Here is a 16,126-nt window from a genome sequence, read left to right as displayed (position 1 = left end):
GGAGAGGGAGAAAACCGGCGCAGAACTCAACACCGTGCACAATCAGTCCCCTCTCCCTTGAGGGAGAGGGTTAGGGTGAGGGGGGAATGTGCGCACCGATGCCCTCACCCCGGCCCTCTCCCACAGGGAGAGGGAGAAAACCGGCGCAGCACTTAGCAACGTGCACAATCAGTCCCCTCTCCCTTGAGGGAGAGGGTTAGGGTGAGGGGGGAATGTGCGCGCTGATGCCCTCACCCCGGCCCTCTCCCACAGGGAGAGGGAGAAAACCAGCGCAGGACTCAACACCGTGCACAATCAATCCCCTCTCCCTTGAGGGAGAGGGTTAGGGTGAGGGGGAACAGGCCGCACTCCCCCTACCAACTCACATCGCATCAAACAAATAACTCACCGACAGCCCCACGCCGTAATTGCGTCCCGGTGCCGGTTCGTAATAACGCCCGTTGCTTTCGTTGACGATAACCGAGCCCACATACTCCTTATCAAACAGGTTATCGACGCGGGTATAAACATCCACTACCCAGTTATCCGCCACGAACTTATAGCCGCTGTTCAGTGCCGTGACCGTGTACGCGGGAGCCTGCTCAGTATTCGCATCATTAGTCTGAATATCGCTCATGTAACGCATTTCCGCGCCTGCATACCAGCCTTCTTCCGGTACCCAGCCCAGTGAGGCGTAAGCGCTGTTGCGGGCAATGCCTGGAATGCGGTTCCCACTTTGGATCGTACTGCTGGCGTCTTCGCGATAGGTTGCATCCAGCCACGTCCAGGCGAGTTTGGCGCGCCATGCGGTGGCAAACTGCTGATCCCACGCCAGCTCTACGCCGCGACGGCGTGTTTTTCCGGCATTTTGATAGGAGGTACGCCCGTTATCGCTGGCGGCCACCACAATCTCATCCTTTGTATCGGTGTTAAAGACGGAAAGGCTGGCAAGGCCGGTGCCAACCTGCCACTTGCTGCCTGCTTCAACGGTAGTATTCGTCGCAGGCTGTAAGCCAAAGTTCAGCCCGGACTGCCCATCAGGGCGGTACGACAGTTCATTAATCGTCGGTGTTTCGAAACCACGCCCGGCGGAGAGATAAACGTTCCAGCCCGGCGTCACGGCGTATTTCAGTGCGGCCGCCGGGAGCCATTTGTGGTAGCTCGCTTCGCCGCTGTCGTCGCCATTTTTACCCACCACATAATGGTCATTGGAATCAAACCATACTGAGCTGTAACGTACTCCCGCATCGAGACTCAGGGCAGAGGTGAGCTGCCAGTTGGTCTGAATGTACGGGTCGAGGTTCCACATCAGGTTACGTTCATTGCGACGCATGTCGCCCTTCGTCCCCAGATCGTAATGGCCGTTCTGATAGACAAAGTTTTCATACCCTTTGCGCTGTTCGGTCATCGTCTCGTAGTCGAGGCCCGTGGTGATGGAATACGGCAGGAAGCCGCTCTCTTCGTGGTGTGTCCAGCGGGTATCAATGCCCTGGTAGCGACGCGTTAAATCGATCACGCCACCCGGATGCGTTTCGCTGCGCTGCTGCACAAAGTACGGAATAGACTGGTACTGCACGGTTTCACGGATACCGGCCCAGGTCATCACGCTCAAATCATCGTGTTCACCTAATCCTTGCTGATAACGCAATCCAGCCTGCGTCTGTTTGACGGTCTTGCGCGTGCGGTACTGTTCGCCGCGCGGCGCTTGCGCCGGGTTATCTTTCCACTCTTTACGGGTTAAACCGCCCGGATCGTCGGCGGTGATATCTACGCTGTTGAGCTGTAATGTCAGGCTGCCGGTGTCATTAACCTTCACGCCCAGTTTGGCATTGAGCAGATTTTTGTGTGCGGCACTGTTATCGCGAAAACCGTGCGTAGAGAACCGGCTGCTGGAAACGGTGTAGTTCACATCGCCTTTCTGCGTGCCATCACCCACCGCCCCCGTGGCTTTTAACCCGGTGCGCCAGGTGCCGAAACTGCCGTAATAGTTGCTGCTTTCGATTGTCGTTGGCTGCCTTCCGGTTTCCGTTTCCACGTTCACCACGCCGCCGGAGGCGTTGCCATAGAGTGCGGAGAACGGCCCGCGCAGCACGTCGATACGCTCAATTGAACCAATATCGATATTGGAGAGTTGCCCCTGACCGTCCGGCATGGTTGCCGGAATACCGTCCACGTAAAGCCGGAGTCCGCGAATACCAAAGGTCGAGCGCGCGCCGAAACCGCGAATCGACATCTGTAAATCCTGGGCGAAGTTCTGTCGGTTCTGAATTTGCAGGCCCGGCACATCGGCCAACCCTTCAGAGAGGTTGATGCGCGGCGCGGCGTGACGAATATCCTCGCCGTAATTCACCGAGACCGCGGCTGGCGTGTCTAATGCGGAAAGCCCGGAACTGGCCGCCGCGCTCACAATCATGGTTTGTTCACCGTCAGTCGCAGCGGCGACGGATGAGGCATCCTGCGCGTAAACGCATGAAACCGGTGCCAGCGCAAACGAGGCCGCCAGACCGGAGAGGGGCAGAGTTAATTTCATCTGTGTGTTTTTTATAGGAAAGGGAAAGAATTCAGGCGGGCCAATGGGCCCGCCTGCAAGCGCATTATTTACCGGTGTATTCGAAGACGATAATCGAACCCGGGTTGCTCAGGTTGTGCGTCGGATGGTTAGACTCATCCATCACGTTACCGAAGTTATCGGTGGCAACGAAAATTTTACGCGTATCCGGGCTGACCACCACCATGCGGTAGCGGTTGGCGGTGTGGAAGTATTTCGCCACGTCGCCCTGCACGTTTTTCTTATCGGCGTTCAGCAGAACGCGATAAAGCGCGCCGTTTTTCATCGAGCTGATGATGATGGAGTTACGCCAGCTTTTGATCACGCCATCTGCGGGGTAGTACGCTACGCTTGACGGTGCAATAGTCGGCCAACAAATGTACGCAGAATCCGCGCTGCAGCTGGCGTCGTTATAGGTGTAGCCCTCTTTGACGGTGAAGAAGGTTTTGATTGGCGCTTTAAAGTCAGCGGCTTTCCATTCACTCTCTTTTTGCACCGGTACGCCAGCCGGAATATGGTTCGGATCCCATTTCAGCGACGGGCAGTTTTCAGCTTTCGAGTAGTTTGCGTAAACGTAAGCCTGATCGTCCTGGAAGCCCGCTACGTGCGGCCAACCATAGTTTCCACCCGCTTCCAGAATGTTGAGTTCATCGTCAGAAGATGGGCCCTGTTCAGAGGCGTAAAGGGTATCGCCAACAAAGACCAGCCCCTGCGGGTTACGGTGACCGTAAGTGAACAGGTGGCTTTTAATGCCGTGAATAGTCGGGTTATCTTCCGGAATAGAACCATCGGTATTCAAACGCAGCACTTTACCGGCATAAGCGGCGTAATTTTTATTTTTCAGCTCATCTTCAGTTGGAATTCGCTGTGCATCGATAGGTTTGCAGAAATTCGCGCCCTGGTTATGCCCTTGCTCACCGATAGTGTAATAAAGTTTACCATCCGGCCCAAAGCGCAAACGCCCACCGTTGTGGTCATTCCCCGCCGGAAAACCTGCCAGGATCTCTTTTTCGTTACCCAGTTTTTGAGTTTTTTCGTCATATTCCAGACGAACAATTTTGGCGTGTTCTTCATTACCGTTCATATAGGTATAAGCGGTATACACATAATTATCGCCACCCGCTTTCATAAAGTTGGGCGATAAAGCCAGACCTAAGACACCTTCGTGTTGCGGGCCGGTATGGACGCCGCTCAGCGTAATCGCGACTTTTTTCTCGCCGGTTTTTGGGTCGATGCGATCGATAGAAGCGGCTTTACGTTCGGTAACCCATAAATATCCATCCGGGCCCCACACCATATCCCACGGCGCATCCAGGCCGCTGGTCAGGACGTGCGCGGAAAAGGGCTCATTGGCCTGGACTTCCGGGTGCTTTGCCGATGAAGCATGACTTGTGGTTGCGGCATAGCTAACGCCACACAGGGCGAGTGACAACGCCACCGCCTGGCTGATTCGTTTGGTTTTATTATTTAACATTGCTGGCTCCATATCATAGAAATAGCTTCAGATTTATCTGAAGCTATCGGGATGGAATAACTATTGTCTGTGCGTCACAGTTTGTCAAATTGTGACAAGTTATGTGAAAGGTTATGATTGCTGTAAATGTAATTACAAAAAAGAATAAGGCGTCAACGTCTCCTCTTTATGGATTAGGAATTTTACAAGTCAACGTGGAATATTTTAATAAGATGATGCTATTGATTGAGGATAACTATTGTCATGGCGTGAAAAAAAATATTAATGACATGATATTTAAATTTTTTGACTGAGTTATAAAAAATTTTTATTCATGTTTTCTAGGTTGAAAGGGAATTCTCTGAAGAAAAGTTGTCGCCTATTTAATAGGTATGATAACTGATGCATTATATTGTTGTTAAGTAGTTTTTGATTATTTGTAAAACCATGCGATAAAGCAAGATGCTTTAGCGCATGGGAATATAGAACAATGAAAACGTATGGAATTAGTGATGGGTCTGACGGGGGAGATAATTGGCGTTGGAGTGTCCGGCAGTCAGGGCTTCAATACTCTGTTCTTGCCACAGCAATCCCTGTAACGCAAACCACGGCATGTTATCAAGCCAGGTCAAATGCTCCTGCGTTTCAATTCCTTCAACGATCACCTGGTAGTGGTTGGCGCTGAAGTAGTGCAGCAGCGAGGCCATCAACTGCTGTCCGTTTTTCTTTTCACACAGGTTCCACAGCAGATTTTTATCCATTTTGATAAAACGGAACGACTGCATCGCCAGTGCGCCAAACCCGGCATAGCCCGCGCCAAAATCATCCAGCCAGAACGAATATTTATCGCCCAGCGCATCGATGGCAGGGTTGCGTTTTACCAGGGTGCTGGAAAACTCGCTCACCTCGAAATGCAGGCAGCCGATCGTTTTTACACAATCGGCAATAAAGTCATCGTTCAGCAAGTGCAGCGTGGCTTCGTCAACATTAATAGTGACCATCACGTCATTTTGTTGAAACCACCACTGATAGCTCTTCACCAGCGCAATTTGCTCCTGCAAAATGCGGGCGCGAAGCTCCTCAGACGCCTCGCTAAAGAACTGCTCTACGGTGATGGCCGTGCTTCCCGGAACCTGCGTGAACCGGGTTAAACACTCAACGGCAATCATTTTGCCTGCGCGGTCGAACATTGGCTGAAAAACATAGCGCAGTCCGGTTGGCTCGGCGGAGGTCAGCGACATTTTCCGGGAGTGTCCTCGTTTTATTTAAAGGTCACGTCAATATTAGCTGACGCGTTGAATTTGCCTACTTTCGGCGTTGCGCTAAGCCATTTCAGGCTGGCGAGAAAATTACTCTCCACGACGCTCCCGTTCACATAGCCCAGCTCCGTTGGCGTGTTCATGTTAATCCAGGTGTTCGGCGAATCGGCGCGGGAAAGCAAAATCCCGAAACCGCTGTTCTGTTCCGGCAGAATGACCTGGTTATCCTGCGTCGGGTAGGTGGTACTGAAGTTCGCCATCAGGGTCTGTTTTTCACAATCCTGGCCCTGACCGGTCAGGTCGGCGCGAATGCTGAACGGCACTTGTTTCTCAATCTTCCCGACCACGGCATTACGCGCCGGGATCGCGCCAAAGTTTACCGTTTCGCCGTTGTTGGCTGAGACGGTGATTTTCGGGCTACAGGAGATGAACCTGATATTGCCAAGCCCGGAAACATAAGCGCGGAAGTTGCTGTTTGGCTGGTTGTTTAAGCCGCCTTCACCATCGACCTGGAAGGCGGCATATTTGCTCTGATCGTTAATCACACCGTTGGAAGGCGGTGGGTTGCCGGTTGCTTTGATATAAATAGCGTAGGATGCCGTGATGGTCTGCGGAAGCGCAGGGGGCCTGCACCGTCCACCCGCCGTCCGTTGGCATACTGTACCAGGGCCAATGTCGGTACTTTTGATTTTGGTTGGATCAATATCTGTTCCAAGGAAAGTCACACCGACTTCCAGCGAATTGTGGATAGCCGACATCTTAACGTCCGGATCCCACCACAGGTAGGCATCTTCCCCCTGCGGGTGATTATTCGTATCCGTGCATTTAAAGGTCGAGGTAAAAGTTTGTGAGCGCCACAACACGGTGCCTGCCGTCAGATTGGCGGTAGAAACGTTGATCTGATGATCCAGCGGGATGATCTGCTCGACGCTACCGTCGCTGGCGCGTTTACAGGTCAGCGCATAGCTGCTGGTGGAGAATAGCGCGCCGGACAAAATCAGCAGAAGCAGCCCGGTGCGCGGCAGTGGATTAAAAATCCGCATGGTAAATATCCTTTAGTTCCGGTTACAGGTGATAGACACAACCTGGTAACCACCGGGTTGATCGCGATCGACAGGAGGCAGTTCAGGTATCGGCAGGGTGCAGGACGCGCTGTCGTCATCGCCCCATTTCACCCGCAGACGCTCGCCGCTTTCGATACCCGCCACATAGGCTTCGCCGCGCGTGCCGACCACGCCGACGTTAACGCCCTGCTGGTTAAAGATATTGGCGCCAATCATTGGCGCAGAACCGTCCGCCAGTTTGGCGTGGATCAACAGGCTGTGGCCAAGATGCGTTTCAAACTCGACGCGGCCAATAGCACGCTGTGTCGGGACGATATCTTTGGCTGCCAGCGGAATTTCCATTCCGTTACCAATATCTGAAGTACGCAGTGCGACGCGGTTATGGCGATACGGCATTGCAGAGGTCAACACCGCATAGCCAAACCGGTCGATTGCCACCCCTGGCTGGTTTTCCAGACGCACGCCTTGCGCGCCCGGCGCTTTCACCAGCACAAAGGTGTTTTGCAGTGGCTGCGACAGCGTTACGCCGCCAGAGTGTGCCACTACGCCACCAGAGACGTTGAGGGACGTCTGTTGATAGTTGTTGTTGTAGTTGTAGCCCAGGGCCACGTTACCCATGCTGCCCATATAACCCAGGTTTGCTACGCTGGTATCGCCGCCATACTGGGAATGACCACTCTGGACGAAGTAGTTCATGCGGTGGTCATCCAGCAGCGTGCCGCTCAGGCCCGCACTGTAGCCATCGCCGCTCTGTTTACTGTGCGAGGCGTTAAAGGACGCGACGGTTTGGTTATCCGGGCTGAAGATGTTGAACGGAATCGACACGCTGACGTTGACGCTGTTGTCGCTGTAGCCATAGTTACTGCGGCTGCTTTGATAGAACAGGCTGTAGTTCACTGAATGGAAGCTGGTGTTGATCCCGGTCTGGATGGTGCGGTCATACGATGAGGTGTTCCAGTAGTTCTGGCGGGTAAAGGTGGCATACAACGACGCCCCGGCCACGTGCTGGTTGACGGTCAGTTCGACACGCTGGCGTTTGTTGTTATAACGCATTGATTCGTAATAACGACGGCGCTGGCTCTGGGTTGCCCATGACGGCGCGCCGCTGTTATCGCCTTCCTGATCGTAATATTCCGTCTGGTAGAAACCGTTTTTCCAGTTGGAGCGTTCGGTCACCGCATCTGAGAAATCATAGAAGCCGGAAGTGGAGTAACGATAACCCGCAATTTGTAGTTCGGTGCCCAGCGCGTTTAGCGATTTCGAATACAGGAAACGGACGCTGGCGCCGCGTTTACTGTCGCCGGAAGCCAGATCGGTGTCGGACCAGGACGCATCGACGGACGCCGCGCCGTAGTCGCCCATATTCTTACCGATACCCAGCACGCCGGAGCGGTAGTTTTCAGCCACGATTATCCCGCCGTACGGGGTGATGTCCCAGCCCGCGCCGTGAGAAACCGTACCCTGAATAAAGTTTGGTTCGTAATCGGTGGTGCCATCGTGATATTTCCCGGCGGTCACCTGATATTCCCAAATCCCTTCACGCAGCATATTCGGCACGGAGGAGTAGGGAAGCGTGAAGTTATGGCGCGTACCATCGGCTTCAATCACCGTGACGTCCAGGTCACCGCTCAGGGTACTGGGGTGAATATCATTCAGGGCAAACGGCCCTGGCGGTACGACGGTGCTGTAAACCGTATAGCCGTTCTGGCGCACTTCCACGCGGGCGTTACTGTTAGCGACGCCGCGCACCACCGGCGCGTAGCCGCGGCGACTGTCCGGCAGCATTTCCGGCACGCTGGAAAGTTGTGCGCCACGGAACTGGAAGCTATCGAAAACGTTGTTATTGGTGTTGCTCTGACCAATTAAGACGCGGCTGCGCCACGGCACAATGTCCGTTTCCGCCCAACTGGACACCGAGTTCCACTGCGCGTTTCGTCCGCTCTCTTTCGAGACGGTTGCGTTGTTGCGAAAGCGCCAGGCACCAATATTGATACCGTTATTCAGCGTCAGGAAGGAGTAGTCGCTATCGTGCTTTGCCCCGTTGCTGGTGTAACGGGAATGGCTACCGCTGTAGGCATAGTTAGAGTATGCGGCGTTGATCCCGTCGTCATACACTTGTGGTGAAATCATTCCCTGCGGGCGCGGTTCAAGCTCGGTTTGTGGAACGGAAATATCCAGCTCCTGCAATGCCGCATTCCAGCTAACGCTGCTGCCGGGGATCCCTTTGACCAGATCGTAACACGCGCTGCTTCCTGCCGTTTCTGGCACCAGAACGCCATATTGACGGAAGCTCTCTGCATCTAAACAAAAATAGCCTGGGGTATTGGGGCCATCTTTTTTAAATTCAACGTCGCGGTGATCGACGCGAACTTTATTCAGATAAATATCAAAGGGATAGTGACCCGGCAGGATATCATCGCTGTTGGATAAGCTTTGCACAAGCGAGGCATTGTCAGCCCCGTGGATAAAAGAGGTATTGAACTGTTCTTCCGCGTTAACAAACGGCGTCGCCAACAATGGCATTGTTGATACGTAAACGGCGCAACGAATTCGTTGCGCCAGACGTCCCGGTGTAGTCCTTATCTTATGGCTGGCCATTGTACTTATCCCTTATTCCAGGCGGATGTCTTTAATTTCCGTGTGTCCGCCAAAATCATTAATAAAGGTGAAAGAGAGCTGATCGGCGATAGATGCGCCGGCCGGTAAGTTGATGCGCAGTGAATCCATCGGATTAACCATATCGGCATTCACTTTCCAGGTTTTGCTGGTGCCATTTTTCAGGGTCAACGTACCAAAAGTGATGTGCAGCGGGCCGTTATTGGTGACCACCAGCTGATTACCTTGTTTACGCCAGCTCAATGCTTCCACTTCTTTTTGCAGGGTGGTTTTCAGCGTGGTTGGACGATAAAAAAGTTTCACGCGAGTGCGTATGGCAATTTGCAGAACGTTCTCTTGTTTTGATGCAGGGGGAATTTCCTGAACGTTAATCCAGTAGACGGTTTCTCGATCGGTCGGTAAGCCTGCGCCAGAGTAGATGAAACGCAAAATAGCGTCTTTATTGCCCGCCAGTTTTAAAATCGGTGGAATTGCCTGCATCGGTAAATTCTTAGGCGTAGCGGATGAATCTCCGGTATCCAGCCAGGTCTGAACCATCCATGTTTCATCCGTATCGTTATGAATGGACAGCGCGGCGGATTTTTCATTGCCGTTATAAATCACACGCGTTTGATCGACCTGGATACCCGCAGATGCCTCTAATGACGCCAGCAGTAATAAGGCTGCTACTATTTTTTTCATTTACCTGTTCCAGTTATATTTTATTAGCCATCCGTGGCTAACATCCGTTATCCGTAATTATTTGTATTCGATGGTGAAGGTCGCGCTGGCGTTTGCAGTACCGGCAGTCACTTTGTCCAGGAATGATTTGTAACGTGCTTTCAGGTTAAAGGTCGCGGTACCGCTGGCATCGCCAGTGGTGGCAACATTTACCCATGGGGAGCTGGCATCGGCATCCTGGTTAATCGGGATGATTTTTTCGTCGTTAGTCAGAATTTCAATACCGACGCCGCCTGCCTGGTCAACGGAGAGCAGGTTCGGGTTACCCGCAACTGACGGGCCATCGAAGCGCAGGGAGTAATCGCCCGCTTCGCATTTTTCCAGGTTGATGGTGAAGGCTTTGGAGGCGGTGACATCGCCTTTATTGGCAAATGCACTGGTAGGATATTTACCAATGAAAACGTCTTTATTCTGGTCACCAGAGGTCACAGTACAGGTGGATTCGATAATTTCACCGGTAAAATTGACTTTGCCATTTGTTGCATAAGCATTCATTGCTGATGCGGAAATAATGAGAGCCGCAATCGGCAGCAATTTCTTATTCATTTTAACTCCATGTATTTTTTTTGAAAAACGACATAAGTAGTCAGCACTGAAAGTGAATGCAGTGCAGCCAGGCATGCAACCAGCCAGTGCAGGCAAGTTGAGTGCGATGAAATTTACAGCAACAGTTTGATTACAAGGATTGTTTTAATATTTTAATGGGTTGTTATTGATAGGTAGAAACAGTTGATTAGAACTCATATTTATGTTTTATCGGAAAAAACCTGGAATATTCGTAAGTTAGGCTAAGTCATTTCCTAAATGAGAATTGATTATATATTGGCATCAATCAATTAAACCGAATACATTGATAGATAAAAGCAATAAGAACAGGTTAGCAATTCTGATAAGATCATCCGCCATATAAATGAAAGACGCGGTTCTCTTTTTTAGCAAAAAGAGGCATATAGCGTTTGCTCCGGCATATGTGTTTTTAAACAATAATTTTACGACTTAACAGCTAATTCACATATTGAATACAGATAAATCTATTCTGTATTGAACTCGCCTGGCATTATTGCAAAAACTCGGCATATTTATGGAACTCAGCCACTTTCAGGTTTGAGTGATATCGGCTTATTCGCAGTTAGCTTATTGGTGAACTCGCATTAACCCTGTCAGGGCGGTTGAGTGCAGTTTCCTCTGGTCAGAGAATTATGGACGAATCATACGTGAAGCAGGGTTTGTTTGAGAGTGTGGCGATTATTCGCGAGGCTCTGAAAAAAGGGTGTCTGGTTGATATTCATAGCAAAAACACCGATGTGCTTTGCAAAATTCAAAAACTGGATGCGTCTGGTTTTTACGTTCCGTGGGAGGGCGATGCGCCGGACGTTGAAGAAAATCTCGCGGTTGAAATTTTTGCCGATACCGGGAAATTCGAATTCCATGCTGTGGCTTCAGCGCTTCAATCCCGCGAGGGCGAAAACTGGCTGTATATTCACTATCCCAATGCGATCAATGTGACGCAACGCCGTAAGCATCCCCGTTTAACGTTTAGCGATCGTCGTGTTTACACCGCGCAGGGTAAATTTAACGATGGCCTCTATTACCAGTTTCGCATTAAAGATCTGTCGCCGGGAGGCTGTGCGCTGATTACGCATGATAGCGAACGCGCTCAGGCGCTGGTCAGAACGACGCTACGCAATATTGAGTTAGATTTCGGCAGCCACGGAACGCTTGCCGCAGATCTGTTTGTGTTAAGCAGTGAAAAAATGGCAGCGCCTGATGACGATGGGGCCCCCGCCTGGCATCTCTCTTGTCAGTTTAAACGTATCAGTGAACCGATGCGGCGGAATCTCGACAGCATAGTGATCAAACTGCTGCTGGAAGAGAAGCGCTTGCATCGTCTGTAGCAACATGCCTTTTCAGGTGGTCGGCTTTATACCTAAAAGGTATCCTTCCTTTCTTCATAAGGTATTGGTTTTCAATATAAAAATAACTTATAGATTCTCCCTCTGCTAAAAAGAACCACAGATGGGGAAGAGCAAATGCATAAAGCAGGCGATGAACTGATCAAAAGCGTGATTGATATCCGCTTCTCGGCAGTGCAGTGGCGGGTTGTTGCCATCTGCTTTTTGGTGGCGCTGTTTGACGGTTTTGATACGCAGGCGGTGGCTTTTACCGGGCCCGCGATGATCGAGGCTTTTGGTGTGGAGATTAAAAATCTGGCACCGGTACTGACGGCGGGGATTGTGGGCATGACCGTGGGCGCGATGCTACTGGGCATGCTGGGCGACAGAGTGGGCCGACGCATTACCTTGATGGTCTGCGTGCTGATTTTCTCCGTTGCCACGCTGTTAACCGCATGGAGCACCCATCTTGATTCCATTTTTGTACTGCGCGTCATTGCCGGGTTTGGCATGGGCGGCGCCACGCCGGTGTTACTGTCGCTGGCGGCGGAGTATTCACCGCATCGCCACCGTGGGCTTGTGACCACCGGCGTGCTGCTGGCGCTCCCTGCAGGCGCTATGTCTGGCGGCCTGCTGGCCGCAGAACTGTTACCGCGTTGGGGATGGCAAAGTATTTATCTGGTTGGCGGCGCCGCGCCGTTGCTGTTGCTGGGCGTGATTCTCTTCCTGCTTCCCGATTCGCTGGAATCCCTTTACGCTCGCCGCAGCGCTCGGTCGCTGAAAAAAGCTAACGCGATTCTGAGCCGCATCGCCGGACGAGAAGTGGTTCTGCCGGAGACTTCCGCTCAGGATGCCGCCGTTACCGCCCAACCTGTTTCCCGTCTCAGCCATCTGTTCAGCGGCTCTCTGCGTCTGACCACCGCGGGCATCTGGAGCGTCTACTTCTTCAACTGGGTGGCGTGGTTTATGCTGCTGTCGTGGCTTCCCACGCTGCTCAAGCAGGCTGGCCTCGCGCCCGCCGATGCGCCCTACGCCTCGGTAACGGTCAATGCCGCGTTTATTGCTTTTGCGCTGCCTTTGTCGTGGTTCCTGCCGCGTATCAACACGCTGAAGATCCTCTATCTGATGTTTGCCGTCGGTATCGCCGTTGCGCTGGCATTGAGCGTTGCGATACCTCAACAGCTTTGGCTGAGCGTATTTCTGCTTATCGCCCTCGCCGGATTTGGCGTCGGTGGACAGCAACTGGCGTTAAATTATCTGGTGGTCGCCACTTATCCAGCGGCTGTCCGCGCCACTGCGATGGGGTGGGCGATTGGCATGGGACGCATGGGGGCGATTGTGGGCTCAGCCATCGGCGGGCTTGTGCTGAGCAGCGCGGGCACGGGCGGCTTCTTCCTGGTGCTGATTGTGCCGCTGGTCATCTCCTTTGCCAGCCTGTTGCTGCTGCGCCGCCGTTACGTGCAGCAGCAGGCGGCGCAGGATGGGATTGCGGTTCACTGACCACTCGCGGGACGCAGTAGATTTTTGCAACGTTCAACCAGCGGATTGGCCTCATGTTTACGATAGCTCAGGATGATGGGCGAGGTGACATGAGGCTCCTTTACGCAGACATAACGCACGCCCTCATGGTGAATTTGCTTTGCTGATTCAGGTACCAGTGCGACGCCTAAACCTGCGGCAACCAGCGCGAGTGCTGTTTGCATATCATTCGCCTGCTGACGCTGGTCGATACTCAGATGATGTTGCTCAAATATGCGCAGCGTGTGATCCGCGTAGCCCGGACGCGGTTGTGCAGGGTAGAGAATAAACGGCTGCTGACTCAGTTCGGCCAGGCTTATCGGGTCGCCATTTCGCGCGTGGTTGCCCGGTAGCGCGGCCACCAGTGGCTCCTCACGGATCGTTAACTGCTCAATCTCGCTGTCATGCAGATAAATACGGCCAAAGCCAACGTCAATCCGTCCTTTCTTCAGCGCGTCGATTTGCCGCAGCGTGACCATCTCCTGCATCTCAACAGCAATATCATTCTCATCGTGAAGCCGCCGGATAAGCGAGGGCAGCGCTCCATAAAGCATGGAAGGCGCAAACCCGATGCTCAAACGTGCGCGTGAGGCATGGGCAATCTGCCGGGTTTGGTGCGCGATCTCTTCCAGTCGGTTAAAGAGCGGTTCGATTTGCTGATAAAGATAAGTACCGGCTTCGGTTAGCGCCAGCGGGCGAGTACGTGTGATGAGTGTGACGTTCAGTTGTGATTCCAGTTGCTGGATTTGCCGACTCAACGGCGGCTGCGCGATGTGAAGGTTTTCCGCCGCCCGCGAAAAACTCAGCGTGCGGCACACTTCCTGGTAGTAGCGCAAATGGCGCAGTTCCATGCATTCTCCTGCGGTAAAGGGTTTTATGAGTGTTTATCTTTTCTTAATGGTGATGATTCACTGTAGTCCATTTTTTTCAGCGAGAGATCCCTAAGAACAGTTGACCTCACTGAACGCTTTACCCCCCTCTGGACATTCTTTGTGGAATCCTTTAAACGCCTGGTTTTATCTGGGTTGCTCTCTTTTCTTTGCCGTCGAAAATACGTTTTTGCGGTGTCCGATTGCTCACGATAATTACGTATATTAATCGATTTCCCTGAACTATTCTTTAGAGGGGTATTCATCTTGAATTAAGAAGTATTGCTAATAAAAGAAAAGGGAAACCTAACTATAAATAACGGTGATTGATTAATTTATTTGTTTTTTTAGTGCTACGAAGATGTTTCTACAAGCGAGTGTTTAGCGGGGTGATTTTATCAAAGTGACGTTTTGTGCTTAAGGTGTGCTTTTCTAACGTGTTGAAACAGATCTTTTTTTACTTTAACCCTCCTTGCGGTAGGGGGTTGTTTGTATGATTTAATGATATGCGATCTTATTAACAAAAATCTTACATTGTTAGTGTGGATATGGTGTTTAGGTTGTGTTAGATTTTTCTTAATGAAAATTCTCAAAAGAAAAATTTTTCAATTTTACTGCTGAGTGATCGGGTGAACTTTGTGGTTGCAAGGTCAGTGAACAGGCTATTGATCAGTATCGTTAATGATTTTGATGTATTAATTCGTAGTGAGGTGCTTATTTTGCCTCAGGAATAATAATTGGAACCTGGTCATGGAAAGCAGCGTGAGTGAAAAGGATGGCTCCTCTGAAAATATCAGTCTTATTTCCGATTATTGTTATGGCAATAGTGATGCAGATCCCCCCGGCGATCGCCGCCCCCGCTCCGGCCTGGGCGTCTCGCCCGGATATTGCGCAGGCAGCGGTGGTGGATTTGAAAGAAAGCGTTCTGTTTGCGCTTAATCGCGATCCCTCCGTTAACGAGCAGGCCGCCCAGCTTGGAATAGGAGAGGGCATGGTGGATGAAGCGCGCAGCGCATGGTTTCCGCAGGTTGCGCTGTCTGGCAGTACCGGACATAGCCGGACGACGGATTCCAGCGGTTCGATGAACAATTCCGCCCAGTGGGGAATGAGCATTACCCAGCTGGTCTACGATTTTGGTCGTACCAATAGCGCGATCGATAAACAGTCATCACAACGGGATAGCTACCGTTTCCAGTTAATGAGCACCTTCACGAGCGTTGCGGAGGAAACGGCGCTTTCCTACATCGATATTTTGCGTTATCAGGCGTTGATTCGTGTCTCTGAAGAGGGCTGGAAGGCGCTGGATAACGTCCGTCAGTTGTCTGAGTACCGGGCAAACGCGGGGCTCAACTCCCGTTCCGAAGTGTTACAAACCGAAACCCGGATGGCCGGCATGCAGGCGACGCTTGAGCAGTATCGCGCCGGGCTTGAGAGCGCGACGGCTCGATTCGGCGTGCTGACCGGGATCACCGCCAAAACCTATCGCCCTTTGCCTGAGGCTTTAGCCCTTGAGCAAAAACCGCTCTCCGAAATTGAATACTCCCATATTCCGGCGGTGATGGCCGCCGAAGCTAACGAGCAGGCATCACGTTACAACGTCGAAGGCGCAAAATCCGAACACTGGCCGTCGGTCAGTGTTCGCGGAGGGCGCACGCGCTATGAGTCCAGCAACCGTAACTACTGGGATGATCAAATCCAGGTGGTGGTCGATGCGCCGATTTATCAGGGCGGCGCCGTTTCAGCGCGTATCGCTCAGGCGCAGGAAGCGCGCAAAATGGCCTCTTCGCGCGTAGAGCAAGCCAAATTCGACGTGCTGCAAAAAGCCTCCGTTGCCGCCGCCGACTGGCGTGGTGCACAGGGGCGCGAAGCCGCGGGAGCGTTGCAGCATCGCAATGCGATTCGCACCCGTGACGTTTACAGGGATGAGTACAAATTGGGCAAACGCAGCCTCAATGATTTGCTCAGCGTTGAGCAGGATGTGTATCAGGCTGCTTACTCGCAAACCCTTGCTGATTTCGATGGCTGGACTGCGGCGGTGAACTATGCCGCCGCAACAGACAATTTATTGCCGTTAGTAGGAATTCAAAAACACATAACCTCGACACTACCGGAACTGAAATAGCCCGCAAAAAATAAATGCGAGCCAGATTGTGAAAAATGGGATTGATTTCTCAGGGGATCCCTTATTCGCCATCTCAGGAAAAACGC

Annotated in this window: 11 protein-coding genes; 3 read left to right on the top strand and 8 right to left on the bottom strand. The window is 52.1% G+C overall.

Annotation, left to right across the window (positions count from 1 at the left end):
• Window positions 1–361: 361 nt before the first annotated feature.
• The 7 genes from pqqU to DBY68_RS07505 form a co-directional block, all read right to left on the bottom strand.
• Entirely contained in the window at window positions 362–2,464 is a 2,103-nt protein-coding gene (pqqU, locus tag DBY68_RS07540) for a TonB-dependent receptor PqqU (RefSeq protein WP_349254579.1), read from the bottom strand.
• A 109-nt stretch (window positions 2,465–2,573) separates the two neighbouring features.
• On the bottom strand, window positions 2,574–4,001 hold the full coding sequence (locus DBY68_RS07535) for a glucose/sorbosone family PQQ-dependent dehydrogenase (protein ID WP_108474752.1): 1,428 nt from the start codon (window positions 3,999–4,001) through the stop codon (window positions 2,574–2,576).
• 485 nt (window positions 4,002–4,486) lie between these two features.
• Window positions 4,487–5,221 carry an EAL domain-containing protein gene (locus tag DBY68_RS07525; RefSeq protein WP_108474754.1) on the bottom strand — a complete coding sequence of 245 codons (735 nt, stop codon included), beginning with the start codon at window positions 5,219–5,221 and terminating at the stop codon, window positions 4,487–4,489.
• A 20-nt stretch (window positions 5,222–5,241) separates the two neighbouring features.
• On the bottom strand, window positions 5,242–6,282 hold the full coding sequence (locus tag DBY68_RS07520) for a fimbrial protein (protein ID WP_108474755.1): 1,041 nt from the start codon (window positions 6,280–6,282) through the stop codon (window positions 5,242–5,244).
• 12 nt (window positions 6,283–6,294) lie between these two features.
• Window positions 6,295–8,826 carry a fimbria/pilus outer membrane usher protein gene (locus DBY68_RS07515; protein ID WP_108474756.1) on the bottom strand — a complete coding sequence of 844 codons (2,532 nt, stop codon included), beginning with the start codon at window positions 8,824–8,826 and terminating at the stop codon, window positions 6,295–6,297.
• Window positions 8,827–8,913: 87 nt separating this feature from the next.
• Window positions 8,914–9,600 carry a molecular chaperone gene (locus DBY68_RS07510; RefSeq protein ID WP_053275383.1) on the bottom strand — a complete coding sequence of 229 codons (687 nt, stop codon included), beginning with the start codon at window positions 9,598–9,600 and terminating at the stop codon, window positions 8,914–8,916.
• A gap of 57 nt (window positions 9,601–9,657) precedes the next feature.
• The gene (locus DBY68_RS07505) at window positions 9,658–10,185 is read right to left on the bottom strand and encodes a fimbrial protein (RefSeq protein ID WP_108474757.1); all 528 of its coding nucleotides are present in this window, start codon (window positions 10,183–10,185) and stop codon (window positions 9,658–9,660) included.
• A 653-nt stretch (window positions 10,186–10,838) separates the two neighbouring features.
• Between DBY68_RS07505 and DBY68_RS07500 the strand changes: the two genes are divergently transcribed.
• Window positions 10,839–11,534, top strand: a complete 696-nt coding sequence (locus tag DBY68_RS07500) for a PilZ domain-containing protein (protein WP_108474758.1) — start codon at window positions 10,839–10,841, stop codon at window positions 11,532–11,534.
• A 135-nt stretch (window positions 11,535–11,669) separates the two neighbouring features.
• On the top strand, window positions 11,670–13,031 hold the full coding sequence (locus DBY68_RS07495) for an MFS transporter (RefSeq protein WP_108474759.1): 1,362 nt from the start codon (window positions 11,670–11,672) through the stop codon (window positions 13,029–13,031).
• Here the strand turns inward: DBY68_RS07495 and DBY68_RS07490 are convergent.
• Window positions 13,025–13,900: a LysR family transcriptional regulator gene (locus DBY68_RS07490; protein ID WP_108474760.1), complete on the bottom strand. Its 876-nt coding sequence runs from the start codon at window positions 13,898–13,900 to the stop codon at window positions 13,025–13,027. The genes DBY68_RS07495 and DBY68_RS07490 overlap by 7 nt on opposite strands.
• A gap of 847 nt (window positions 13,901–14,747) precedes the next feature.
• On the opposite strand from DBY68_RS07490, the gene DBY68_RS07485 reads away from it, so the two are divergent.
• Window positions 14,748–16,040: a TolC family outer membrane protein gene (locus DBY68_RS07485; RefSeq protein WP_229837730.1), complete on the top strand. Its 1,293-nt coding sequence runs from the start codon at window positions 14,748–14,750 to the stop codon at window positions 16,038–16,040.
• Window positions 16,041–16,126: the final 86 nt, after the last annotated feature.

This window comes from Pseudocitrobacter sp. RIT415 (assembly GCF_003057695.2).
In the GTDB taxonomy this organism is placed as follows: Bacteria; Pseudomonadota; Gammaproteobacteria; order Enterobacterales; family Enterobacteriaceae; genus Pseudocitrobacter; species Pseudocitrobacter faecalis.
Note: the sequence above shows the minus strand (reverse complement) of the source record. Positions and strands in the feature narration are given on the sequence as shown.

Excerpts from the sequence above, each read along its gene's own strand:
- DBY68_RS07535 (WP_108474752.1), bottom strand. The coding sequence starts at position 4,001 with ATGTTAAATAATAAAACCAAACGAATCAGCCAGGCGGTGGCGTTGTCA.
- DBY68_RS07525 (WP_108474754.1), bottom strand. The coding sequence starts at position 5,221 with ATGTCGCTGACCTCCGCCGAGCCAACCGGACTGCGCTATGTTTTTCAG.
- DBY68_RS07520 (WP_108474755.1), bottom strand. The coding sequence starts at position 6,282 with ATGCGGATTTTTAATCCACTGCCGCGCACCGGGCTGCTTCTGCTGATT.
- DBY68_RS07515 (WP_108474756.1), bottom strand. The coding sequence starts at position 8,826 with ATGCCATTGTTGGCGACGCCGTTTGTTAACGCGGAAGAACAGTTCAAT.
- DBY68_RS07510 (WP_053275383.1), bottom strand. The coding sequence starts at position 9,600 with ATGAAAAAAATAGTAGCAGCCTTATTACTGCTGGCGTCATTAGAGGCA.
- DBY68_RS07505 (WP_108474757.1), bottom strand. The coding sequence starts at position 10,185 with ATGAATAAGAAATTGCTGCCGATTGCGGCTCTCATTATTTCCGCATCA.
- DBY68_RS07500 (WP_108474758.1), top strand. The coding sequence starts at position 10,839 with ATGGACGAATCATACGTGAAGCAGGGTTTGTTTGAGAGTGTGGCGATT.
- DBY68_RS07495 (WP_108474759.1), top strand. The coding sequence starts at position 11,670 with ATGCATAAAGCAGGCGATGAACTGATCAAAAGCGTGATTGATATCCGC.
- DBY68_RS07490 (WP_108474760.1), bottom strand. The coding sequence starts at position 13,900 with ATGGAACTGCGCCATTTGCGCTACTACCAGGAAGTGTGCCGCACGCTG.
- DBY68_RS07485 (WP_229837730.1), top strand. The coding sequence starts at position 14,748 with ATGCAGATCCCCCCGGCGATCGCCGCCCCCGCTCCGGCCTGGGCGTCT.